Origin of the sequence: Paenibacillus taihuensis (genome assembly GCF_003386535.1) — a bacterium.
GTDB lineage: Bacteria > Bacillota > Bacilli > Paenibacillales > Paenibacillaceae > Paenibacillus_Z > Paenibacillus_Z taihuensis.
This window is the reverse complement of sequence record NZ_QTTN01000009.1, coordinates 130,025-152,341: the sequence shown is the minus strand read 5'-3', so window position 1 is coordinate 152,341 and position 22,317 is coordinate 130,025. Positions and strand designations below refer to the sequence as shown.

Here is a 22,317-nt window from a genome sequence, read left to right as displayed (position 1 = left end):
TAGAAAGCGAGGATATTATAGATGTTAAGAGTAAGAAGAAATATAGGGGTAACTAGCCTGGGACTAGCGATCGTCGTTATGGTAGCTAGTGGCTGCACGGTTCAATCCACTGGCACAGGGAACGGTTCAGGTAAGCAGATGCATGGGAAAGTGGATTTGAATCTGGATACGGATCAACTAAAGAAGGATCTTACTAAATTGAATCAGCCAGTTGGCGAAATCATTATCAAAAGAAATAAATAACGGGGGGAAAAATAAAAACGGAACTGCATATGAATGCAGTTCCGTTTTTATTTTGTTCGCAGTTTTTCGCGTTATTAGGAATTACGGCTGAATGAGCCTAAGAAGCAAGGATACATCATTAGGGTCTCCGACTGTAATAATCGTTTTACCTGCTGTTCCAAGGAGGTTTCTTACACGATCACTGCGTTCTGTCGTCGTAACGATGACATCGGCACGTCGGACCGAAGCGCTGAGCTGATCTTCGGGGGCATCGATATCTATGGTTAGGATTTCAGCAGACGTATGTTTGATAACTTCATCTAAGTAGAAGTAGCATGACTGTACCTTACATTCGATGAACAAATAAGTGGGATGTATCTTGACGGATTTTCCGTAAAGCTGCAGATAAGCAAATCCGGCCAGCAGCAAGTTTTCCGGATTGTAACTCGACTCGCTGGAACGAGTCATCATTTCTTGAACGAATGGGTAGTAAGGGTGATTTCGTTTAAAATCTTCGATCTTGGCCACATCCGCAATTCGTGTGCCCCGGCCTTTCTGGATGAGCAACAGGCCTTCCTCTTTCAATTGTGAGTAAACCCACTGAATGGTGTTTCTATTAATCTGAAGATTATCGGCTAGCAAATTTGTCGACGGAAGATCGTCACCTGCGGACAATACTTCATTGGCAATAAGAAATTTGATTTGTTCCTTGATTTGAATGTTGATAGGGAGCGGGGATTGTTGGTCGATTGTTATCAGGTCAACTACTTTAGCCGTCATGGCGGACACCGACTTTCTTTCTCGAATCACTAGTTAATTGGTTACGTTAAGCTTAAACAATTTATGCTCCCGTTGCAAGTTTCCATAAGCTCTTGTAGCGCCATCAATATATTGACAAAAAGATAGGCTGGAATTAATATGAAAACTGGTTAACTATATATCTAGTTATTTAAATAACTGTAAGAGAACGTGCCTGAAAAAAACAAGAGGAGATTTGACAATGAACGTATTCAAGCAGAACGTATTTTCCTCCTTAATGACCAAGATTATCTTTACTTGTTTAATGCTGTCTTTAGTTCCGCTGATGCTCATGTCGTTGTATCAGCTTTCTAAATTTGCGGATTCGACAACAGCTTCCATTCGAAGCGTAGAACTGAACGCAGCGCAGGAAGCAGCCCAAAATATGGGAGATTTTATACATAAGGAAGCATCTGTCCTTGAGGAGGCTATTCGTCTGCGGCCAGAGCTTGGCAGTTTTAACAAGGAGGCGTTCTTGCCTACGTTAAAGCTGCTTAAAGACACCAATAAAGAGGTGGAATTATATTTCTTTGCCAACGAGGATGGTCGTGCTTTCGACCAAGATGGGGTCGAAATTGATATATCGGATCGCCCCTTTTTCAAAGAGTTGAAAAGGACGAAGAAGACTGTCGTATCCGAATTACTGAAAAGCAGGGTAACAAACGAAGATTCCATCGTGATCGCTGCTCCGAAGCTTAATCAGCAAGGCGAGTTTAAGGGGGCAATGCTTGCTTTAATCAATCAAGGGTTTTTACAGGATAAGATGGCAGGCGTGAGGATTGCCGACACCGGTTTTGGTTACTTGATTTCTAGCAGCGGACAATTCATTACGCATAACATCCATAAGCTGATCAGCCAAAATATCGGGCAAGCGGCGAATCCTCAAACCTTGGAGCTGTATAAAAAAACGGTCCTCGACCAGAAAAGTGGATGGATTGAGTTCGTGGATACGGAAGGAGTTGAAAGAATCGCTGCCTTTCACCAGGTTCCGGACATGAATTGGCGTGTTGTCGTGACTGCTCCCAAATCGGAGGTTTACGGGAAGATTATTGAAACGATTCAGGCCACCTGGTATTACCTGCTATTGGCTGCGATATGCATAATAGTTGCTTCTTTCTTCGTTGTCCGAAAAATTGTCAAGCCGCTAGTCTATTTGACTTCGATTATGGACGATGTAGCCCGGGGGAATCTTAGGCGTTCATTCGATATGAAGGTCAGAAAGGGAGAGATTGGCCGCCTTGCTTTGTCCGTAAATAGTATGATCATGAAGCTAAGGGAAATGATCGGACAAATACAAGCAGCATCCGGCGAAGTCCAGGTTTCTTCCAATCAGATGGAGCAATCGGTGCTGCAATCGATCGGTGTTAGCAGCAATATGAACCGAATTATCCAGGATGTATCATCCGGGACAACCATACAGGCGGAGAGCGCGAAAGAAACATCGTTAGCCATGGCAGAAATGGCATCCGGAATTATCAGAATCGCGGATTCTTCTGCTTCCGTTTCCGGATTAGCTTATATGGCTTCGGAGGAGCTGACGAAGGGCTCCCATACTATTAACGAGGCGATACATCAAATGCAGGTCATTTCGAACCAGGTGGATCAATCCGCGGCATTGATTCGGCGCTTAGAGGGGTTTGCTCAGGAGGTTGAAACGGTTCTTGCGATTATCACCGGAATTTCAACGCAAACCCAGCTGCTTTCGTTAAATGCAGCTATTGAAGCGGCACGTATTGGCGAGCAAGGGAGCGGCTTTGCCGTTGTTGCAGGCGAGATTAAGAAATTGTCCGAACAGTCGAAGCAATCTTCCATACAAATCGCAGACATCATGTATCAAGTTCTCGAAATTACTGGCGAAACCGCAGAATCCATGGGGCAAGGGGTCCGCGAAGCAGGAAAAGGAGTTTATCTCATGGAATCTACAGGGGCAAGTATGAATGTCATCCTCGGATCGGTGAAAGATGTGCTGAGCCAGATTCAAGAGGTATCCGCGGTTTCCGAGGAAATCTCAGCCGGTACGGAACAAGTTTCAGCATCCATGGAGGAGGTTGCGCATACTGCCGTTATGTCCAGAAGCAACTCGGAAACGATGCGAGATTCCGTCCGCGAGCAGCTGACTATGCTGGAAGAAGTCGGGCGTTCCTCTAAATCTCTTCGATCTCTTGCGGCAGATTTGCAACGGATGATCGATTATTTTAGACTCTAAAGAAGCCCTTTACTCAACTCTTAACGGATCAGGATGAAGAATGCTTCATTACGAGCAGGAGGTTCAGTTTATCAGACAGGAATAACACTCACCTTACGTGAAGCGAGGTTATATTTGCTCCGAATCTCGCCGATAATGGATAGATAACAAAAAGAGGAGTCTACCTTGTGAGGCCTGTAAAGACACAGTTATCCGCTAATCAAATATTCTGGATCATGACAACGATGGCTGTTGGAGTTGCGCTATTATTAACAATTGGGCAGTCAATCGGAATCGCGAATAAGAATGCATGGATCTCCGTGATTATCTGCGGTTTTATTTGCGCGTATGCGGTATTTGCGGCTTCAAAGTTAAGTCAGCTATACCCGAAACAATCTTTCATCGAATACTCGCAAGTGATTTTAGGCAAATGGCTCGGCAGGCTTGTAGTGTTGATTTATTTTGTACAGTGGTATTCGGTAACAGGCGTAATCATGCGGGAGTTAACGAATCGTATGAATTTAATTATGCCGCGTACGCCTTCTTGGGTCATTATCCTCGGAATTTTAGCGGTTGTCGTGTATGCGGTTAGCCAAGGGATCGAAGTGATCGGAAGGTGTGCTGAGATTATCGGGCCGGTCATCATCTTCATCGTTATCCTGACGTTACTGTTAAGCCTGAATAATTGGCGTACGGAATTCATATTACCGGTGTTCAAGGATATACCGCCTATACCTATTCTAGAAGGGGCGCTTGCACCTGCAGCAATCATCGGGCAAAATGTGATCCTTATTATGTTGTTCAAATTTACGCCGAATCCTGATTCTGCGAGAAAAGCTGCAGTCGCAGGAACGGCTACAGCAAGTCTGTTAGTTACCATTACGGTTGTCTTCGTTATTACAACCTTCGGACCTTTTATGCCAGCCAAGATGTGGTACCCCTACTTCGAACTTGTGCGCGTCATATCGGTTGTTGATTTTATCCAAAATGTCGATGTGGTTTTCGTTGTTGCCTGGCTTGCCAGTGTATTTATTCGAATCTCCGTTATCTTTTTTGCTGCCAGTTATGGAATGGGACAGTTTCTGAAGCTGAAAAACTGGAAGCATGTTTTATGGGTCAATGTACCGATTGTATTTATCCTTGCGCTATTGCCAAGGAACATTATGGAATCGGATTACTTTTATCCCAAGTATTTTACAGAAATGTTCACATTGCCGATTCTGATTCTTGGCATTCCGACCCTGCTGTGGTTGCTAGGAGTAATGCGCAGGAATAGACGATAATAATCAGAGCTTATCGCTTTAGACCTTCAGATGTCATACCGCTCAGTCGTATCTCGGATTTCACCGTAATGGTAACTTTTGTCTCGGAGAACTTCTTTCCATAGCCATCTCTGATTTTCTTCCACTGTGCTGGATTCTTTCGGTAAAAAGCATCTGCAAAGTGCAAGACATCGGATTCGGAACGCTGCACTTTCTCAAGGGAAACCATCATTTGTTGCTTCACCGCTTCGTTGAGTTTCTTCTCAAGATTTTCTTTATCTTTAGCGTTAAACAAACTTAGCTCCGAACAATTGTTCTCGGCCATCGTCGCATTATTGCTAACCTTGACTATCATTTGGAGAGGTTCTTGGTCCATGACTGGTTTAAAGTGCTTCGACTTTTGATTTAGAAGAAAAACAACATACTTCTGTTCAGAAGTCGGGCATGGGAGTCTAATCGGATATCCTTTGTGTTGGCCAAGGAACCAAAGCAGGCCTTGCGTTTCGAAATCGTTCAAATAACCCGCAAATTTATATTTATTCAATATAGAAAAACCGCTTATTTGCAGCTGATCTTTCTCTTGGCTGGCTTGTTGACTTGAATTGTGAACCGGATTTCCTGCTTCCTCTAATTTTTGCTGTTCGATTCTATCTGTGTTCTTGATATCGATCTTTAATGCTAAAGCGGCGGAGGAAAGTCCTTCTAGCCTGCTCATTGTGTCTTTTCTCTGCATTTTATTGGAGAACGGATGGTAGCGTTCATAGATCATTTCTTTGAGGCCGATAGCTGCATATTTCTGTATATCGCATTGCGTCTGCAGAACTTCCTTTGCTGTTCGAGGCGTTACGATAAGCCAAGCGTTTCTCCGAAATTGCGGGCTTCGATCCAAGAAGTCCAAGAAATCTTGAATTCCGCTTCGAGCAAGCTTCTCACTCATTACAACGATGTTATTATGAGCGAAAAACATTTTTCTAGGGGATTCTTTGGAGAAATTGTGGATGGCCTCCGAAATGGTTTTCCCGTGAGCCAATGTTGTGACAAACGGTTTACTGGATTCTTGAATATTGGTTTGAGAAGCGGGGCTGACCACTTGAGCTGTAATGAGGTAGGGCTCAGGACCAGAAATCAAATCAATCCCCAGTCCAGTAACAATGGCAAGCTTATCAACTTCTTGTCGATCCCAGCAGCCTGAGGTCGTAAAGAGGCACAAGAAGACCAGACTTATTCTGATTGCTTTACCTGGAAACATTAATTTGCTCCTCTCTGGGATCCTTCGTCTGGTTTTCTTAAGGATGCCCGATTCATCGACCATATAGGTGCCCTTACGAATAGATCCTTCATGCTTCTCCAGCGGAAAGGTGCAAGGGGCGCGAAGTAGGGAACCCCGAATGAACGGAGCGAACAAAGATGAACCAGCAGAGCTAATAAACCAAGCATAATTCCGTACAATCCAAGGACGGCCCCCAATATCATCAAGGGGAACCGCAATATGCGAATACTAATGCCAACATTAAACGCAGGTATAGTAAAAGAGGCAATGGCTGTGAGCGCTACTACGATGACCATGGCCGTCGATACGATTCCTGCCTGAACGGCAGCTTCCCCTATAACGAGCGCCCCTACAATACTTACAGCTTGTCCTACCTGTTTGGGGAGACGAATGCCGGCTTCGCGCAGCGCCTCAAACGTAATTTCCATTAATAACGCCTCAAGCAAGGTTGGAAACGGCACGCCCTCATGAGAACCTGCAATACTAATAAGCAATTGGGCAGGTAACATTTCGTGATGGTACGTAATAACCGCAATATAGACGGATGGTAATAAGAGAGCGATCACGATAAAAAGAAAGCGGATCGATCTAACCGCGAAAGCCATTGGGAATCGCTCGTAATAGTCTTCGCTGGATTGAAAAAAACGAAAGAAGGTCGTGGGAACGATCAATACAAACGGGGAGCCATCCACAAACAGAATAACCTTTCCCTCGGCAAGCTCGGCTGCAGCTTTGTCCGGTCTTTCCGTATGAGCGATTTGAGGAAACAATGTATAGGAGTGATCTTCGATCAACTCTTCAATATAAGCACTATCTAGAATGGTGTCGACTTCGATCTGCGATAATCGCTCCCTGACCTCTTCCAGTACGTCTAGGCTTGCTATTCCATCGATATAGGCCACGACGACAGCTGTTTTTGTGAATTTCCCTATCGTGAATATTTCAGTTTTCAGATCTGTTGTTTTGATGATTCGGCGAACAAGCGTTGTATTGGTTCTTAAGCTTTCCGTGAAGCCCTGCCTAGGGCCGCGGACTACCGCTTCCGTTTGCGGTTCGGAAATAGCACGCACAGGTCCGCCTTTGGTACTTATGGATAAAGCTATAGGAGTCTGATCAAAAACAAGAATGGTATCGCCTGTTAGAATACCTTCAACAACATCGCTCATTGTGAGCAGTTCTTTGACTTGAGTAGCTTTGAGTACCCTGGTTTTCATATCTTCAAGAAATGATTTGGGATCGGACTCTGGATGAAGTTTAATATCTGATCGTTGTATCAAGGAGTTCAGGATTTCATTTTCAAGCTGCTCTCTTTCAACCAGTCCGTCCATCCAGATCATTTGCGCTTGATTTTGTTGTTCCGTTCCGAAAGTTATATCTCTAAAAACGACTTCGCTGCAGTTTTTGAATTTATTTTTCAGGTGAGTAATATTATCGGAAAGCGAAGTGCCAAGATTATTCGGTTCGGATGGTAAGGTTGAAGAGACGAGGGAAGTCTGGTGGAGTTTGCGTTTATTGCGCTTCCTATAAAATAGTGTCATTGACGTAAAACACCCTCCCAAGAAATGCCGGAAATAATCGGAATTATTATTCCCGCTCGATTGAATTAAATGCGTAAATATTCCATCGTTGCGTCCGGCATTAAGATTGATAAGATCTATGATTATGATTGGGAAAATCCCTCCGAGCGGAAGCGGTTGATACCCGGAGCAAGTCGGAGAAGCTATTCAACGCGTACGAATTGCTGTACAAATACCAGGATGCGCTCCCTCGCATGCTTGATTTTCTTCACAGTCACATTCGGGGAGTGACGCCGGTCAGCTGAAGAAATTTATGGATGTGTTGAAGACAAGCGGATATAAAAACACAAAAGAGGTCGAGCTGTTCTTGAAGTACACAACATTAAGAACGAGCTTGGTTAACTGTGAATATGGAGGGGAAAACCTAGCGGGAGCTAGGTTTTCCTATAATTTGGCGGGTATAACGTATCAAGGCTTTAGAAGCTGGCCTTTGGTTAAGTAAATGAACGTTCTTATGAAAAGCGTTGCTATTACTAAGGTCAGCAGGAGTAGAATAAGGCCTGCAATGGATTTCAACGGCCAATTATTTACGAAATCCGCATATAGAAATGCAGCATTGCTTAGCGCAGCCATTGGGAAGCTTACCGCCCACCACGATGCACCGAAAGGCAACCCTCGCTTGAACACTTTGCTGAAGAGGACGACGAACATAAAGAGGCCAAAGTAGAACAGGATAGAAGCAAATGCATCGATCCTCTGGGTAAAGTTTACATACGATAGAAAACCGACCTCGAAGGGGGCGATCAGAATAATGAGGGAAGGAGTCAATTTATCGGGCATAGCGTCATGATGCATCAAGCGGGAGAATATCAACGTAAAGAATACAAGGGCAAGGATACTGCCAATCCCGAAACATAATAGGTTCACTTCCCTAGCCCAAGTAAGCGGCATCGTACCGCCAGCTACGACGACATCAAGCGTGCCGACCCCTGGAATGAGCCAGGCAGGTACGGCATGTTTGAAATCTTGCTTTACGTTAAGCAGACGTCGAATAATGATACAGGCAATGAGTAACGTCAAAATAACGCCAATTGTCCATACAACCTGTTGCATCGCCTGGCTGTAAGCGCTAATTACGGATGAAAGCAGCAGTATGGCAATCGTAATCGTGCCAAAGAAGTTCCCTGCAATGGGATTATGAAATTCTGCTTTGACTATCTTTGGGAAGAGAACCAATTTGGATAGATAGGTTATTCCTAACACAATGAAAACAAGGATGGCTAAACAACCGATTGCATCACTGATAAACAGGTAAGTACCGAACATGTGATGCGATTCTCTCCAAGCAAGCGCTAATCCTGACAGCCCCATTACCGAACCGAACAGGTTCACCGGCAAATACTGTAGCGTGCTTTCTTTATCTTTGCCTTCCATACTAACCCGCCTCTACATTCATTAAATTATCATTATCGTTTGACAACTGTCCTGCGAGTATGCAAAGAATAAAGTATGGATGCGATGGTAACGATGATAAGCAGCCATTGACATTAATTAAAACATGGAGATAAGAACATGAAAGTAAAAGCAGAATGCGATTCATGCAAGGAAGAAACCATTCAAGTTATTGAGGCGGTTATTGATATTGGCCCGAGTCCCGGGGAAGTATTCGCCCAGACTAGCTGCGAAGGATGCGGCCGAGTTGATATTGTTCATACTTGGCTGCGCAGAGAAAACTCGTGATCGAAAGGAGAGGTACCTCCATATAAAAAGAAAACGCCTCTATGAGGCGTTTCGGTGGAGACGATCTTTTATTGCGATTTAGTTGCTGCCTGTTGAAGCATCGGCTTCCGATGAATCACTTGCAGAATGATCATCGCTCATAAGTCCGTTCGTAAACAAGCGGTCAAGGAACGTCGCCGCTTGTGCACGGCTCAGCATGTCCTGGGGTAAAAAGTAACCCTTGTCGCTTGCCTCGATCAAATTATTCTTCATGGCAGTGGCAATGTAGGGGCGGAATGAAATAGAAATAGCATTCGTATCCGATATTTTACTGCGCAGAAATTGATCCGCTGCATCCGCATCCTGCAATTTCACGTTCGGATTTTTACTCATCACGGCCATTATAATGACTTCAGTAGCTTCTTCTCGTTTGATTCCTGCAGTGGGGTGAAAGTTCGTGTCGCTATTGGGTTCTAGGGTAGCAAAGATGTTTTTTGCCGCTTCTATGGATGGATAAGACCAACGGTTCATTGGAACATCATCAAAGTCTTGGACGGTTCCTACATGCTGCAAATCGAACATTGTGGCAACCATAGTGGCCAATTCTTCGCGTTTAATCATTTTATCAGGGTTAAATTGGTTATGGTTATCGCCATGAACAATTCCTTTTGCGATCAGATCTCGGATGGTTTCTTCTGCCTCATTGCCCGAAATGTCATTTAAGATCGGTTTAACGCCTCCGGCAGTATTTACGACTTGTCCTGAATCGTTAACCTCGTATTTCTCTCCGATAAGTCCGCTCGAAATATTTACATCCTGTCCCGAATCATTAATTTGATGTTTTACTCCTTTAATGGGTCCGGCATTGTCTCCGGATGCTGCGAACACGCATGAAGCGCCGAAAAATAAAGAGGTAATTGCTATTGAACTAATGACTTTTTTGTTAATCATATCATCATCTCCCTAATCTTATTGGACAACCTTAGCCTTTCGGGTAGAGCGAATAATTTGGAATCGTCGGCACTTCAATGATGATGGTTTGCATGCCTTCTCCTCCGGAATGAAAAATGACCTCTGACCTCGATTCTGCATCAATGACGACAAAGTCTTTATGGTCAATGGCAACCACGGTATGCGAATCAATAATGACCCCGTCTCCGCGGATAACCAGAATGGCCAAACTATACCCAGATGGAATTTGATAACGATACGAGGAGCTTGGAGCTTGTTTTAGATCCCACATCTTAACGTCAGTCATTAACGTGACCGGCGAGTCGTGACCGATGATGGTTTTAACGGTATTCCCGTCGGTTTTCGTTACCGGGAAATCTTGATTTTCAAATTGCTGATAAGAAGGGGACAGTCGCATGGTTTCTCGAAGATTAGGTTCAAACCAGATCTGAAATCCTTCCACATCGTCCCCGAACGATTCTTCCTCATGATACATCCCAGATCCCGTTTGCATCAGTTGGATCCCTCCAGGGCCGACAGTGCTTTTTGTACCGAGCGTATCTTTGTGCGCTAGGTTTCCATTCAAGACATAGGACATGATTTCAAACCCTTGATGGGGATGGAGGGGAACAATACCACCCTTTTCAGCGTATCCCCACGCCCAGTAAAACAGTGGGCCTATCCTTTTGACAGCAGTTGGCTCATGAGAAAATGCGATCGGCTTTTGTTCGATAATTTTTCCGTTGTCAAATTGTCCAATCCCTTGTTCATGGGCTTCGTAGACAGTAATCTTCAATTGGTATTCACCCTTTCCCTTTAATAAATTTTTAAATTATCTCGTGTCTGAACTGCACTGCCTCGGAACACTCCGTTAGTATAGGTGAGGGCGATGAGACCGATCAATCTGTTTGTCTCTATGATAATGATGCGTATTATCTATGAGAGAAAACAAAACCATCCCTTGTGAAGGGTTGGTTTTTAGTTGTTTATAAGAGGAGTATTGACAAAGGGCAAAAACAAAATTAATATGAATGACAGGTTAACCATACAACTAGTTAAATAAACATATCACGAAAGAGAGTGGTGGGAACGATGGAGACAGCAGCTGTCGTACAGCAGAGAAGAAGTATTGGTTCCTTGCAATTTTTGCCCGTAAACTTATTTGGTTCCGTAATGGGGATATCGGGGTTGTCATTAGCGTGGAAACAGTCGAGCCATTTGTTCGGCAGTTCTCCGATAATTGCTGAAGGTATTGGTATGGTTGCCATCATGATGTTTATCGTATTAACAATTGCTTATGTATCCAAATGGATTCACTATCCCGAGAAAGTCAAAGCGGAGTTCATGCATCCTATCGCGGGGAACTTCTTCGGCACGATCACCATTGCGGTTCTTCTGCTTTCTTCTGTTGTTGCACCCTACAGCAAGCTGTTGGGACAAACAGTCTGGATCATCGGTACGGTAACGACCTTGATGTTAAGTTACGTTATTGTGACTCGATTGTTGAAAGGCAAGCAGGACCAAGGAAATGCCGTTCCCGCTTGGTTGATTCCCGGTGTTGCCACGATTGACGTTGCAGTTGCTGGAGGCACGATGCCCTTTCCTTGGGCACATGAACTCAATCTGTTATGTCTTGCCATCGGCGGGGTTGTAGCGTTGGTATTCTTCACGCTGATCGTGTATAGATTAGTTCACCATGATCCGTTGCCCGCTGGACTTACGCCTTCTTTAATCATTTTAATTGCCCCGTTCGAAGTGGGGTTTCTCGGCTATACGAATTTCATGCAGCGCATTGACAATTTCGCTTCAATACTGTTCTATTTCGGATTATTCTTGTTCGTCATTCTATTCTTCAAAGTGTTCAAAAAAACGATTCCGTTTGGAGCTTCATGGTGGGCGGTCAGCTTTCCGATGGCAGCTCTGAGCAATGCGTCCTTGAAGTATGCTCTGTTTGTAGATGGGTGGCCATTGAAAGCTGTTGCAGCGATCATCCTGGCTTTATTAACTGTCGTGTTGGTAGTACTGTTTCTTCGTACGTTGATCATCCTGTTCAACGGGAAACTGCTTAGAGGTTAATGATTAAGATTTGAAAGAGGCGGCTGCACAATGCATAAGTCAGTTTGGTATATGCTTCTAATGATCTTAGCCGCAAGTGGTTTAGGGCTGACGGCTACGTTAGTGGATTTCTTATATCAACATGGTTATTCCATCGAAGATCTGACAAATTCCCAGTATGGATTCGCCGTTTTACTGGTTTGGTTAATCCTGCTGCCTAGTAGGAAATCTCAGCGTTTACCTAAAGGGACAAAAAGTTGGATTTTACTAATTGTAACGGGTGTATCAGGCGCATTGGCCATGGTATTTTACTTTCAATCGCTCAAATATTTGTCGGTTTCCTTTAGCATCGTCCTTTTATTCCAGTTCACCTGGATCATTATGCTTATCGATATCGTTGTTCGAAGGCAGTTCCCTAGCTTGGAAAAATGGCTGGGCATGGCCGCGATCTTGGCGGGAACCGTTCTATCCGTTGGACTACTGGATGCACATGCTACTCAGTTAAATTTAAAGGGACTGTTCCTCGGTATGGCAGCAGCCCTTTGCTTCGCCATCAGTTTATATGTACCGGAGTTTATCGATCGGTCCGCTACTCCTTTATGGAAAGCAGCATTCACATTAACGGTGTCAGCGATCACGTTACTTCCGATTTACCCTCCCACTTATTTGACCTCTGGGGTTCTAGGGCAGGGGCTGTTCGGGTGGGGAATTCTGATTGCTATTATTGGGCAGCTCATTCCCATACTCTTCATGATGATCGCGATTCCTCGGATTGGGGGACGACTGGCTGGGATCTTGGGTTCCGCCGAGCTTCCCGTTACTGTAGTAACAGCATGGTGGATTCTGGATGATCACGTTACCATTCTTCGGTGGTTAGGGGTTGTAATGATTATATTGGGAATTCTGATTAGTGAATTATGGAAAAGGCCATGACACAACAATCAGGACAAAGGGAGAAATATAATATGAAAAAAGTAATCCTGACGGCATCTATTGCAACTTTAATGCTAGCTACTGGAGCCACGGCCTTTGCAGCAACAAATTCTGCCCGTTCCACTGCACCGCGTTCGGTGCATACCGGAGGTTCCGGGCTTGGGCTAGCTGATGCTGGCCTCATTTACAAAAGAGACCTCTTCCCACACCATTTATGAAACGATACGGTAATAATTCAGTATAAAAGTCTAATGGTAACATTCAAACGAGGAGCTCTTTCCATGATGACGAACACAGATACAGCAGATTATTTAAGGTCGGAATTGAAACAAATCCAACAATGGGAGCTAGATCAGAAGGGACTCTTCTTCTGGGAAAAACTCGGCAGGCTGCCCTTTGCCATGCTGGACCGGATCACCCCGAAGTTTCTCCAAGACAAAATAGGGACCGCGCTTGATGAGCTCGGGAGCTACATCCAGAGCGGCGGACGGTATTTAGTCAACAAGGAGCAGATGTACCGCAAATTTTTCCCGCATGATGAGCGGGATGAAGCAGCGGGCCTAAACCGGATCGGGGAGCTTCCCCTCAGCAGAATGGATGAAATGGCGGGCAGCATTATCGCTTCAAGCAGTAAGATGGCAGCGGCGCAAGGTGCAACAACGGGATTCGGCGGATTGTTCACACTCGCTATCGATATACCGCTCCTGCTTGGCATTTCGCTTAAAGCGCTGCAGGATATCGCATTAAGCTACGGCTATGACCCAACCGAGCAAGCGGAACGAGTTTTTATCGTCAAGTGTCTGCAGTTTTCCTCCTCCGACATCGTCGGAAAGAAAGCGATTCTTGAAGATCTTGCCGTTTTCCATATGGGGGAGAGAAGCGGGCAGGTCATCTCTCAGCTGCAGGGCTGGCGCGAGGTCATGCTGACGTACAGGGACAACTTCGGATGGAAGAAGATGTTTCAGATGATTCCGATCGCAGGCATGTTGTTCGGCGCTTATTTGAACCGTTCTACCCTTCAGGACGTCGCTGAAACGGGCAAAATGATGTATCGGAAACGCAGAATTATCGAGAAGTTGGAAGCTGAAGCGTAACGCTCTTCAGATGAAAGACCCGGTCATGTGACCGGGTCTAGCTGACTCGATTATTTCTGCATATTCGGTTTTCCTTGATCGTTCGGGTTGTGAGATCGTGACGGGCTGCTCTTCGGAGTGTTTTTCTCCTGTTTCGCTTTCGTGCTCATTATGCTCACCTCCAGCTTTATGTTCAATAAAGAGTATTTCAATAAAGCGCTTGCCTTATTACTAAAATACAGCTAATGAAGCCTTCCCTGCCGGCGGTAAGCCGTCGGCGTCATGCCCGTCGACCGATGAAACGACTTGGTGAATACATGCACCGAGGAATAGCCGTATCGTTCCGCGATGTCCGTGACAGAATCGTTGCTGAGAAGAAGCTCATGCTGCGCTTTCTGAATCCGGCATTGGTTCCAGTACTTCTTCGGCGTCAGACCGGTCTGACTGCGAAACAGGGCATGGAAATGACTGCGGCTTAAATTAAGCTTCTCGGCCCAACCGCTGATATCCTGATATTCTCCAGCGGCGCTTTGCTCCATCGCTGACATCAATTTGGCAATCCGCGGATCCCTCCGATCGTTCTGGCGTTCCACTAGCAGTAGCAGCTGGTGCAGCAGCAAATTGAAATTCCCATTAATCGAAAGCGAACGAAGCTGGTCATCTCCCAGAAGCACGTGATAATCGGTATCCACCGCTTCAAACCATCTCCGCCAAGTTGAAAGGGAAGGTATCGTAAGACATTCGATCAAACCAAGATCAAGTGTTTCATCTAACATGCCTTCATCGAGGCGATCGCCAAGGTAGTCGCCGGACAGCTTTAAAGCTGGCTTCGGACTGTAAAACCAATCAAAGAACACGCATCGGAATGTGCAAGGTTCGCTTTTATCGACAATCCAGGTATGTTTGATGCCTGCGTTTATGTAAAGAAGAGAACCGGTGCGCAAGGAGACTTCGTGTCCATCCTCATATACGATAGTGGCAGAGCCGAATTCAATCAAATAGATCGATGGGACATAGCAGTACCGAGGTCCGTGACGCTCACCCGGCTCTAGGGGCACTCGTATTGCGAATCGTACAAACGGACTGATCGGTAGCATGAATCGTTATGCCTCCAGTTCTGTTTATTGAAATAACCAGACAAAAAGTTAAATATAATACTTCCCGATAAAGACGAGAGTTCCTCCCAGGTGCCATACTTATCTCGGAGATGTCAACCTTGCATGAAGGGGAGAAGATTGAAATGCCATATGCCAATGGGATGCCTGCGCCTGAGGATATCGCTTTTTTTAAGGAGAACGGATACTGGATCTCGCCGAAAATCATTAGCGACGAGTGGCTCGAGAAGCTTCGCGACCGGATGGAGAAGGTTTATCGGCATGAATTCGAGACAGGCATGCCGCCTTCGTCGGCTTGGAGTTATGAGACTGCACGCCCGAACTCGCTTCGCAAGACAGACAATGCGCATTGGTCGGATTTGACGATCCGCGCTCTGGCTTACAATCCGCTAATCGGCAAGATTGCCGCTGCTTTGCATGAAACGGACACGATCCGCTTCTGGGAAGATCAGCTGCTGCTAAAGCCTGCAAACTCAGGAGGCGGTGCCTCGAATGTCGGCTGGCATCAGGATTACCATTATTGGCCCTGCTTCCAGAATCCCGAGACCTTAATTACGGCGTGGGTCGCGTATGACGACGTTGATGAGGCTAACGGATGCATGCAGATGGTGCCGGGCAGCCATCAATGGGGAGTGCTGCAGTATAGCGACTTCTATGAACAGGACCTTAACAAGCAATTAACGAATATGATTACGGTAAAAGGCAACACCGGCAGTCCGGTGCCGATTATCATGAAAGCGGGACAGATAAGCTTCCACCATAGTTTGACGCTGCATGGCAGCGGGCCGAATGTCTCGGACCGGGTTCGCCGTTCATCCGCACTTCACTATGTAACCGGAGAGACTCGATATCGGGCGGGATACAACGACGATTACAAGGAAATTCAGCAGTTTGTGGCCGCAGGCGGCAAGGATGGCGACCTTATCCAAGGGGAGATGTTTCCAGTCGTTTATCATCGATAGACAAGGAACCCGAAGCGCTTAGCTTCGGGCTTTTTACTGTTCCTGCATAGAATGAAAGCCATTTAATATGACTTTCTGTGTATTTTACATCTTGAAGATTATATCTATAATGGAGTCATCTAATGACTTGTAAGCGTTTTATTGCCATGAGATTCGAGCTATGGCGAAGCTTCATACATTGAAAGGAGACTTTCAGGTGATAAGAGCACTCATTGTAGACGACGAAAAACTTGCCAGGAAGGGCTTTATATCCATCGTTCCGTGGGAGCAATTCCAGATTCAGGTTACAGGCGAGGCGGCCAATGGGAAGCTCGCCCTCGAGTTCATGCAGCAGCATAAGGTCGACCTGCTTTTTGTCGATTTGACAATGCCGGTGATGAATGGAATAGAACTGATGAAGGAAGTCAAACGGACATCTCCATCCACGAAGATGGTCGTTCTGACTTGTCATCAAGACTTTGATTATATTCAAGAAGCGTTGCGTTTAGGAGCACTGGATTACATCGTCAAGACGCAGCTCGACACGGAGAAGATCGATGATATATTGGTCCGTATCGTAGAGCGGTTTCAGAATGAGGATTCAAGCTTGCATAGAAGCGAGAAAGTAGCAACTCGGCAGCATTATCACTATTCCTTGCTTATCGATGTTGCAGCTGCTTATACGAACGAACCTAGAGCTTTTCCCGAAGAGCTTACGAGATCAGAGCTTGTATTTGATGCAGGAAATGGGAAGTGGCTGTTCTGCAAGGATCATCATGAGCCGGATCGAACCATTCAGCAATTCATCACTGGGCGTGATCATTGGATTTGGGTGGATATTGAAGACAGCCATGAACAATCGGTTCATGCAACAATCGCTAGAGTTGCAGATCCAGCGGCACTGAAGCAGATTTACTACAGCCATAAATCCGGGCAGAAGATGGGCATGATTTCGTTAACGAACACAGCATCAGCCCATTCGCATCTCGAAACGGGCGAGTGGATGCAGCTGCTGGCCCGGTGGAGCGATATGGGATGGATTTATGATGACGCTTCTTTTCGAGAGCTCCTAAGCATGATCGAGTATCTACAGCCTGATCACCATGCAACGATGCAGTTGAATGAAGAGAAATTGGTGCATTGGCTCTCCTGGTTAAGCGAGGCTGGATATGACGAGCTCGCTTCTCGCATGCACACTTGCTACTTCTGGCATCAACTTGCGGCTTGGCTGGCACATTTCCGAGAGGCTGTGCATAAGCACACAGGGACGGTGCCTTACTCGACGGATATTATTCTTATGATTATGAAATCCGTGCAGCTTATTCACGAGAGCGACAATTATGATTTTAACCGGGACGAGCTTGCTGCAAAGCTGCTTATGAGCGGGAGTTATTTCAGCCGCTGCTTCAAAGACATCATAGGCCAATCCTACAGCGAGTATACGAAGAACCTGCGACTCAAGAAAGCACTCACGCTCGTCGAATCCTCAGAGCTGCCGATCTACATGATCGCCGAGAAAACAGGGTTCCAGGACGAGAAGTATTTCAGCAGGGTGTTCTTCAAGCAGTTCGGCAAAAACCCGCAAGAGCATCGCAAACAACATGGCCGAAGAAGCGGGTGGACACGGTGAATGCAATTTCATTGCGCATAAGAAAAGCAAAGTCATTAAAGAGTCGCTTAATCTGGATTTTGCTGCTCAGCGGATTAATTCCACTTGCACTGCTAGGATGGGTTTCCTATTTATCGATCGAAGAAATCACGAGCAAAAAAATCGAAAGCGGTTTATTCAACTCGTTGAACCAAGGCAGCTTCAACCTAAGCAGCACCTTGAACAATATGGATTACGCTTCCCTGCAGCTAACGAACGAAGGCAGCGTCGGACAGCGAATGAGCGAATATTTGACAACGGACAGCATCTATCAAAAGCTGGAGCTTGGGCAGAGTATTCAGCAAAATTTGAATTTGGTTAATTTCACGAACCCCAATCTTGGCGTGACGTTCTATTATTTGCCGAAGACGCGAGAGGTGAAGTTTGAGAACTTGGCGATCGAACCCGGGTTCAACTTCAATGAGCTGCCGAAGCTGACGGAGAGGAACGGCGTTCAATTTTACGGGCCGCATGCTTCGTTATATCGGTACGGCACGAAGAATCAAGTCTTCTCCTTGGTCAGGCCCTTGAATTTATCCGGAGCGGACCCCGTGTATCTGTACATCGAGACGAATGATAAATTGTTCGGTCAAATTATGGACAAGCAGCAGTACGGCATGAATGCCTATAACGTGTTGATCAACGAGCAAGGGGGGATCGTATACAGCGATCTTCCGAAGACCTTTCAGCTGGGCAACTATGCCAACTACGCCGGAACTGCGGCAGCAGATACGTTTAAGGAGAAGCGGGGGGATTATTATTTATTCGGTCAGCATGATGAGCAGGGCTGGACGTTAATGGTCGTTATCCCGAGGAAGGATTTCGAGAAAGAATTCAATAAGTGGATTCTCAAATATATATTGATCGTATCGGGGAGCTTATTCATCAGTTTGATATTTGCCTATGTGCTGTGGAGAACGGTCTATCGGCCGCTTCGAAAGGTCGGCAACGAGATTCAATTGCTATCCATGAGCAAGTTCGATACGCCGGAGTCGTATACCGACATTGTCGAGTTCGACTTTCTCATGCAAAAGTATTATCAGATGCGAACGCGCATACAGGAGCTGATCGGGGAAGTCGAGCAAAGGGAGCATAACAAGAGACAGCTGGAGGTGGAGAAGCTTCTTTATCAGCTCAATCCGCATTTTATCCATAATACGCTGAATACGATCCAATGGCTTGCCAGAAAGAAGGGGCATACAGAGATCGATCAGTTTGTATCTGTTTTTACCCGTATCCTTCACTATAACTTAGGCAAGAAGGGCGAGATCGTTGCACTGCGCGATGAATTAAGTTCCATGCAGGATTATGTCGCGCTGCAGCGAGTCAGATATGATTGCGAGTTCCGGATCGAGACGGATATCGAGAACCAGCTGCTGGATATCGATGTTCCGAGGTTTATCCTTCAGCCTATCGTTGAGAATGCGCTCTATCACGGCCTCAGTGAGGAAGATGGGCAAATTACGCTTCGCATTTATACGAGAATGCCCGAATCGAAGCTGGTGATCGAGGTTCAGGATAACGGAAATGGCATGACGCCAGAGGAAATCGCCAAAGTGATGCTTGAAGAGAAGAATCCGCTGCAGAAGTCGGGGCTCGGAATCGGACTTGATTATGTGAAGCGCGTCCTTGGGTCGTTGTACGGGAATGACTGTTCGTTCTCGATCGATAGTCAGCTTGGACAAGGGACGATTGTCAAACTTATGATCCCGCTTGCAGTCATGGATTCCGAGAAATAGGAAAGGTGAGAATTTCGTTACTCGAGGTGAGAAAATGAGATTTTGCATTCGTAGAGCCGCCGCAGGCCGAACGATATTCTAACGATGAACATCGGGCTTCTCTCCCGGCAGCAGCCTCGTTGCAGGTATGATTAAAGCGTATTCAAACTGGATTCTATGGGGGATGACAGATGAAGAAAAGATTGGCGGCGGCAAGCTTAATAACGCTAACATTACTTGTAAGCGCTTGCGGTGGGAACAACAACAGCACAAGTGACAACACAAGCAGCAATGCATCCAATTCCAGCGGCAATGCATCCAATTCTGGCAGCACATCTTCAAATACATCATCGAATCAATCGGCGGCTACGAATACATCTGATGCAGCAAAGCCTGATCCCTTCGGTAAATTCGATCAGCCCGTAGTACTGAATATCGCGAAAGCGATTAACACCAAAAGCATCACTTTCCCGAATGGGGACTCGGTCGATAACAATGAATTTTATCGTTGGATCGAGAAGAAGCTGAACGTCCAGGTAAAGAATGCGTGGCAGGTGGAAACAGCGGATGCGTATGATCAGAAGATGGGGGTATCGATCGCGAGCCGTGATCTTCCGGATGCCTTCATCGTCAATGAGCAGCAGCTCAAGCAGCTTGTACAAGCGGATCTGATCGAAGATTTGACGCAAGCTTACAAAGACAATGCCAGCGATCTCATTAAAGGCTACTACGATTCCTACGATGATCGCGTGCTCGGCAGAGCAACGTTCGACGGCAAATTGATGGCGCTTCCTAACACGAATATCGGCCAGCAATACAATATTATGTGGATTCGCCAGGACTGGCTAGATAAATACGGCTTGAAAGCGCCGACGACAGTGGATGAGCTCATTAATGTAGCGAAAACATTCATTGATAACGATGCTGACGGACATGGCAAGCATGATACGCTTGGTATTTCCGGCGTTCCTTCACTTGCAGGCTGGAACAATTTCGCTGGCTTTGACCCGATCATGGGCGCTTACCACGCAACGTTTGACCAATGGGTCAAGGATGCTGACGGCAACGTCGTGTACAGCTCGACATTGCCTGAAATGAAGGCAGCGCTTGGCAAATTGCACGAAATGTACGATCAAGGCATCATCGATAAGCAATTCGCGATCCGCAAGGATCCGGCTGAAGTGGTAGCGAACAATCAGGTCGGCATCGCGTTTGGCCCTTGGTGGATTCCATATTGGCCGCTGGAAGATTCGGTCAAGAATGATCCGAAGGCAGAGTGGAAGCCATATATAGCGCCGCTTGACGGCGAAGGCAAATTCTACACGGGCGACCAGGATCCAACCAATCAATTCCTTGTCGTTAGAAAAGGCTACGAGCATCCGGATGCCGTTGTTCGCGTACTGAACGAGGAGTATCAAGGTATTCGTAAGATTGATCCGGAAGCAGCTCAGCTGTACGCCGATCATCCAGAAGTTCTGCAGCATTGGGAGCTGTGGCCTTATACGCTTCAGGTTGGTCCTGAAACAACCGTTTATGATACGCATGCACAAGCTCAAGCCGCTGTCGATGCGAAAGACGATTCGAAACTAGACGTCGAGCTTAAAGGCTGGTATAAGGATTACTTTACAAATCAAGCTAATCCGAAGAAGGACGTTGCCGTATGGGCGAATGCTTCAGCTCGGTTCGAAGGCGCAGCATTGATGAATGACAACAAAGTCGTCCTGTCGCACAATTTGTACTTTGGCAAGACCAAGTCGATGCAAACGAAGTGGTCGATTCTGCAGAAGCTTGAGGACGAGACCTTCCTCAAGATTATTATGGGCGAGCAGCCGCTCGACAGCTTCGATAAGTTTGTAGACCAATGGAATAGTCTTGGCGGCAAACAAATTACGAAAGAAGTTACGGACGAAATCAACAGCAAGTAATCTGATAGTAGACCGAGAGAGTACGATGGGAGAGCGCCGGTGCTGAATGCTGGCGCTTTCCTTCTATCATTCCATAGGATAGGTGGAAAACCGATGACTTCGAAGAAATGGCTGCTAAGCTATCACTTAATGCTGCTTCCGGGCATTCTGCTGCTCATCATTTTCAGCACGGTTCCGTTATTCGGCACCGTTATCGCGTTTCAAGATTTTATTCCGGGCATTCCGATCTTAAAGCAGACATGGAGCGGGTTAGATAACTTCAAGTTCATGATTCAGCTTCCTGACAGTAGACAGGTATTCATCAACACTATTACGATCGCATCCATGAAGATGGTCCTCGGTATTATCATTCCGATTACGTTCGCCTTGCTGCTGAATGAAATTCGTGCGCGTTCCTATAAGCGTATCGTACAAACCATCGTATATTTGCCGCACTTTATGTCCTGGGTTATTCTTTCGGGGATACTGATTGCGATGCTGTCCATAGACGGAATTGTTAACCAGATCACGCACTTGTTTCACGCAGAGCCTGTTATGTTCTTGGCAAGCAATACCTATTTTCGTCAAATTATCGTATGGAGCGATGTACTGAAGGAGTTCGGCTTTAGTGCGATCGTGTATTTGGCTGCGCTTGCCGGCATTAACCCTTCGCTGTATGAAGCTGCCGAGATCGACGGAGCGACACGGTTCGGAAAATTACGGCATGTGACAATTCCAGGCATTATGCCGACGATCGTATTGCTGTCGACGCTGAGCCTTGGCAACATCTTGAATGCCGGCTTCGACCAGGTGTTCAATCTGTACAATCCGCTTGTTTATTCGTCCGGCGATATTATCGATACCTACGTATATCGGATGGGACTTGTTGATCAGCAATACGGACTCGCCACCTCCGTTGGTCTTCTGAAGTCGGTGATCGCTATTATATTAATCTCGATTTCGAATAAACTGGCCGATAAATTTGCGGGCTATCGTATCTTCTGAG

Annotated in this window: 19 protein-coding genes; 12 read left to right on the top strand and 7 right to left on the bottom strand. The window is 46.0% G+C overall.

Annotated elements, in window-relative coordinates; translation table 11 throughout:
- Nucleotides 1–21: 21 nt before the first annotated feature.
- Entirely contained in the window at nt 22–243 is a 222-nt protein-coding gene (locus A8990_RS10190) for a hypothetical protein (RefSeq protein WP_116188917.1), read from the top strand.
- A gap of 81 nt (nt 244–324) precedes the next feature.
- Here A8990_RS10190 and A8990_RS10185 read toward each other — a convergent pair whose 3' ends face one another.
- Nucleotides 325–1,002 carry a GntR family transcriptional regulator gene (locus A8990_RS10185; protein ID WP_116188916.1) on the bottom strand — a complete coding sequence of 226 codons (678 nt, stop codon included), beginning with the start codon at nt 1,000–1,002 and terminating at the stop codon, nt 325–327.
- 220 nt (nt 1,003–1,222) lie between these two features.
- On the opposite strand from A8990_RS10185, the gene A8990_RS10180 reads away from it, so the two are divergent.
- Together A8990_RS10180 and A8990_RS10175 are read left to right on the top strand one after the other, a co-directional pair.
- Nucleotides 1,223–3,226: a methyl-accepting chemotaxis protein gene (locus A8990_RS10180; protein ID WP_116188915.1), complete on the top strand. Its 2,004-nt coding sequence runs from the start codon at nt 1,223–1,225 to the stop codon at nt 3,224–3,226.
- Between the two features lie 167 nt (nt 3,227–3,393).
- Nucleotides 3,394–4,488: a GerAB/ArcD/ProY family transporter gene (locus A8990_RS10175; protein ID WP_116188914.1), complete on the top strand. Its 1,095-nt coding sequence runs from the start codon at nt 3,394–3,396 to the stop codon at nt 4,486–4,488.
- Between the two features lie 10 nt (nt 4,489–4,498).
- Here A8990_RS10175 and A8990_RS10170 read toward each other — a convergent pair whose 3' ends face one another.
- From A8990_RS10170 to A8990_RS10160, 3 genes are all read right to left on the bottom strand, one after another.
- Nucleotides 4,499–5,716 (bottom strand): Ger(x)C family spore germination protein, encoded by a 1,218-nt coding sequence (locus A8990_RS10170; RefSeq protein WP_181909499.1) that lies wholly within the window; start codon nt 5,714–5,716, stop codon nt 4,499–4,501.
- Nucleotides 5,716–7,275, bottom strand: a complete 1,560-nt coding sequence (locus tag A8990_RS10165) for a spore germination protein (RefSeq protein ID WP_116188912.1) — start codon at nt 7,273–7,275, stop codon at nt 5,716–5,718. Before A8990_RS10165 ends, A8990_RS10170 begins: the two co-directional genes overlap by 1 nt.
- Nucleotides 7,276–7,722: 447 nt before the next feature.
- Nucleotides 7,723–8,688, bottom strand: coding sequence for an SLAC1 anion channel family protein (locus tag A8990_RS10160; protein ID WP_116188911.1), 966 nt, complete (start codon nt 8,686–8,688; stop codon nt 7,723–7,725).
- A gap of 138 nt (nt 8,689–8,826) precedes the next feature.
- Here A8990_RS10160 and A8990_RS31500 point away from each other — a divergent pair, with 138 nt between their 5' ends.
- Nucleotides 8,827–8,994, top strand: a complete 168-nt coding sequence (locus tag A8990_RS31500) for a hypothetical protein (protein ID WP_181909498.1) — start codon at nt 8,827–8,829, stop codon at nt 8,992–8,994.
- Between the two features lie 78 nt (nt 8,995–9,072).
- On the opposite strand, the gene A8990_RS10155 is transcribed toward A8990_RS31500, so the two are convergent.
- Together A8990_RS10155 and A8990_RS10150 are read right to left on the bottom strand one after the other, a co-directional pair.
- Nucleotides 9,073–9,924, bottom strand: coding sequence for an S-layer homology domain-containing protein (locus A8990_RS10155; protein WP_116188910.1), 852 nt, complete (start codon nt 9,922–9,924; stop codon nt 9,073–9,075).
- A 31-nt stretch (nt 9,925–9,955) separates the two neighbouring features.
- The gene (locus tag A8990_RS10150; protein WP_116188909.1) at nt 9,956–10,720 is read right to left on the bottom strand and encodes a pirin family protein; all 765 of its coding nucleotides are present in this window, start codon (nt 10,718–10,720) and stop codon (nt 9,956–9,958) included.
- A 296-nt stretch (nt 10,721–11,016) separates the two neighbouring features.
- Here A8990_RS10150 and A8990_RS10145 point away from each other — a divergent pair, with 296 nt between their 5' ends.
- From A8990_RS10145 to A8990_RS10135, 3 genes are all read left to right on the top strand, one after another.
- The gene (locus A8990_RS10145; RefSeq protein WP_116188908.1) at nt 11,017–12,000 is read left to right on the top strand and encodes an SLAC1 anion channel family protein; all 984 of its coding nucleotides are present in this window, start codon (nt 11,017–11,019) and stop codon (nt 11,998–12,000) included.
- Between the two features lie 30 nt (nt 12,001–12,030).
- The gene (locus A8990_RS10140) at nt 12,031–12,912 is read left to right on the top strand and encodes an EamA family transporter (RefSeq protein ID WP_116188907.1); all 882 of its coding nucleotides are present in this window, start codon (nt 12,031–12,033) and stop codon (nt 12,910–12,912) included.
- 284 nt (nt 12,913–13,196) lie between these two features.
- Complete coding sequence (locus A8990_RS10135) at nt 13,197–14,006, top strand: EcsC family protein (protein WP_116188971.1); 810 nt, start codon at nt 13,197–13,199, stop codon at nt 14,004–14,006.
- Between the two features lie 221 nt (nt 14,007–14,227).
- Here the strand turns inward: A8990_RS10135 and A8990_RS10130 are convergent, their stop codons facing one another.
- A complete protein-coding gene (locus A8990_RS10130; protein WP_116188906.1) occupies nt 14,228–15,082 on the bottom strand; it encodes an AraC family transcriptional regulator in 855 nt (284 codons plus the stop codon).
- A gap of 143 nt (nt 15,083–15,225) precedes the next feature.
- Between A8990_RS10130 and A8990_RS10125 the strand changes: the two genes are divergently transcribed.
- From A8990_RS10125 to A8990_RS10105, 5 genes are all read left to right on the top strand, one after another.
- Nucleotides 15,226–16,062, top strand: coding sequence for a phytanoyl-CoA dioxygenase family protein (locus A8990_RS10125; protein WP_181909497.1), 837 nt, complete (start codon nt 15,226–15,228; stop codon nt 16,060–16,062).
- A gap of 196 nt (nt 16,063–16,258) precedes the next feature.
- Entirely contained in the window at nt 16,259–17,671 is a 1,413-nt protein-coding gene (locus A8990_RS10120; protein WP_181909496.1) for a response regulator transcription factor, read from the top strand.
- The gene (locus tag A8990_RS10115; protein ID WP_147306792.1) at nt 17,668–19,428 is read left to right on the top strand and encodes a sensor histidine kinase; all 1,761 of its coding nucleotides are present in this window, start codon (nt 17,668–17,670) and stop codon (nt 19,426–19,428) included. Before A8990_RS10120 ends, A8990_RS10115 begins: the two co-directional genes overlap by 4 nt.
- 170 nt (nt 19,429–19,598) lie before the next feature.
- On the top strand, nt 19,599–21,332 hold the full coding sequence (locus A8990_RS10110) for an extracellular solute-binding protein (RefSeq protein WP_116188902.1): 1,734 nt from the start codon (nt 19,599–19,601) through the stop codon (nt 21,330–21,332).
- A gap of 93 nt (nt 21,333–21,425) precedes the next feature.
- Nucleotides 21,426–22,316, top strand: a complete 891-nt coding sequence (locus A8990_RS10105; RefSeq protein WP_116188901.1) for an ABC transporter permease — start codon at nt 21,426–21,428, stop codon at nt 22,314–22,316.
- Nucleotide 22,317: the final 1 nt, after the last annotated feature.

Excerpts from the sequence above, each read along its gene's own strand:
- A8990_RS10190 (WP_116188917.1), top strand. The coding sequence starts at position 22 with ATGTTAAGAGTAAGAAGAAATATAGGGGTAACTAGCCTGGGACTAGCG.
- A8990_RS10185 (WP_116188916.1), bottom strand. The coding sequence starts at position 1,002 with ATGACGGCTAAAGTAGTTGACCTGATAACAATCGACCAACAATCCCCG.
- A8990_RS10180 (WP_116188915.1), top strand. The coding sequence starts at position 1,223 with ATGAACGTATTCAAGCAGAACGTATTTTCCTCCTTAATGACCAAGATT.
- A8990_RS10170 (WP_181909499.1), bottom strand. The coding sequence starts at position 5,716 with ATGTTTCCAGGTAAAGCAATCAGAATAAGTCTGGTCTTCTTGTGCCTC.
- A8990_RS10165 (WP_116188912.1), bottom strand. The coding sequence starts at position 7,275 with ATGACACTATTTTATAGGAAGCGCAATAAACGCAAACTCCACCAGACT.
- A8990_RS10160 (WP_116188911.1), bottom strand. The coding sequence starts at position 8,688 with ATGGAAGGCAAAGATAAAGAAAGCACGCTACAGTATTTGCCGGTGAAC.
- A8990_RS31500 (WP_181909498.1), top strand. The coding sequence starts at position 8,827 with ATGAAAGTAAAAGCAGAATGCGATTCATGCAAGGAAGAAACCATTCAA.
- A8990_RS10155 (WP_116188910.1), bottom strand. The coding sequence starts at position 9,924 with ATGATTAACAAAAAAGTCATTAGTTCAATAGCAATTACCTCTTTATTT.
- A8990_RS10145 (WP_116188908.1), top strand. The coding sequence starts at position 11,017 with ATGGAGACAGCAGCTGTCGTACAGCAGAGAAGAAGTATTGGTTCCTTG.
- A8990_RS10140 (WP_116188907.1), top strand. The coding sequence starts at position 12,031 with ATGCATAAGTCAGTTTGGTATATGCTTCTAATGATCTTAGCCGCAAGT.
- A8990_RS10135 (WP_116188971.1), top strand. The coding sequence starts at position 13,197 with ATGACGAACACAGATACAGCAGATTATTTAAGGTCGGAATTGAAACAA.
- A8990_RS10130 (WP_116188906.1), bottom strand. The coding sequence starts at position 15,082 with ATGCTACCGATCAGTCCGTTTGTACGATTCGCAATACGAGTGCCCCTA.
- A8990_RS10125 (WP_181909497.1), top strand. The coding sequence starts at position 15,226 with ATGCCATATGCCAATGGGATGCCTGCGCCTGAGGATATCGCTTTTTTT.
- A8990_RS10110 (WP_116188902.1), top strand. The coding sequence starts at position 19,599 with ATGAAGAAAAGATTGGCGGCGGCAAGCTTAATAACGCTAACATTACTT.
- A8990_RS10105 (WP_116188901.1), top strand. The coding sequence starts at position 21,426 with ATGACTTCGAAGAAATGGCTGCTAAGCTATCACTTAATGCTGCTTCCG.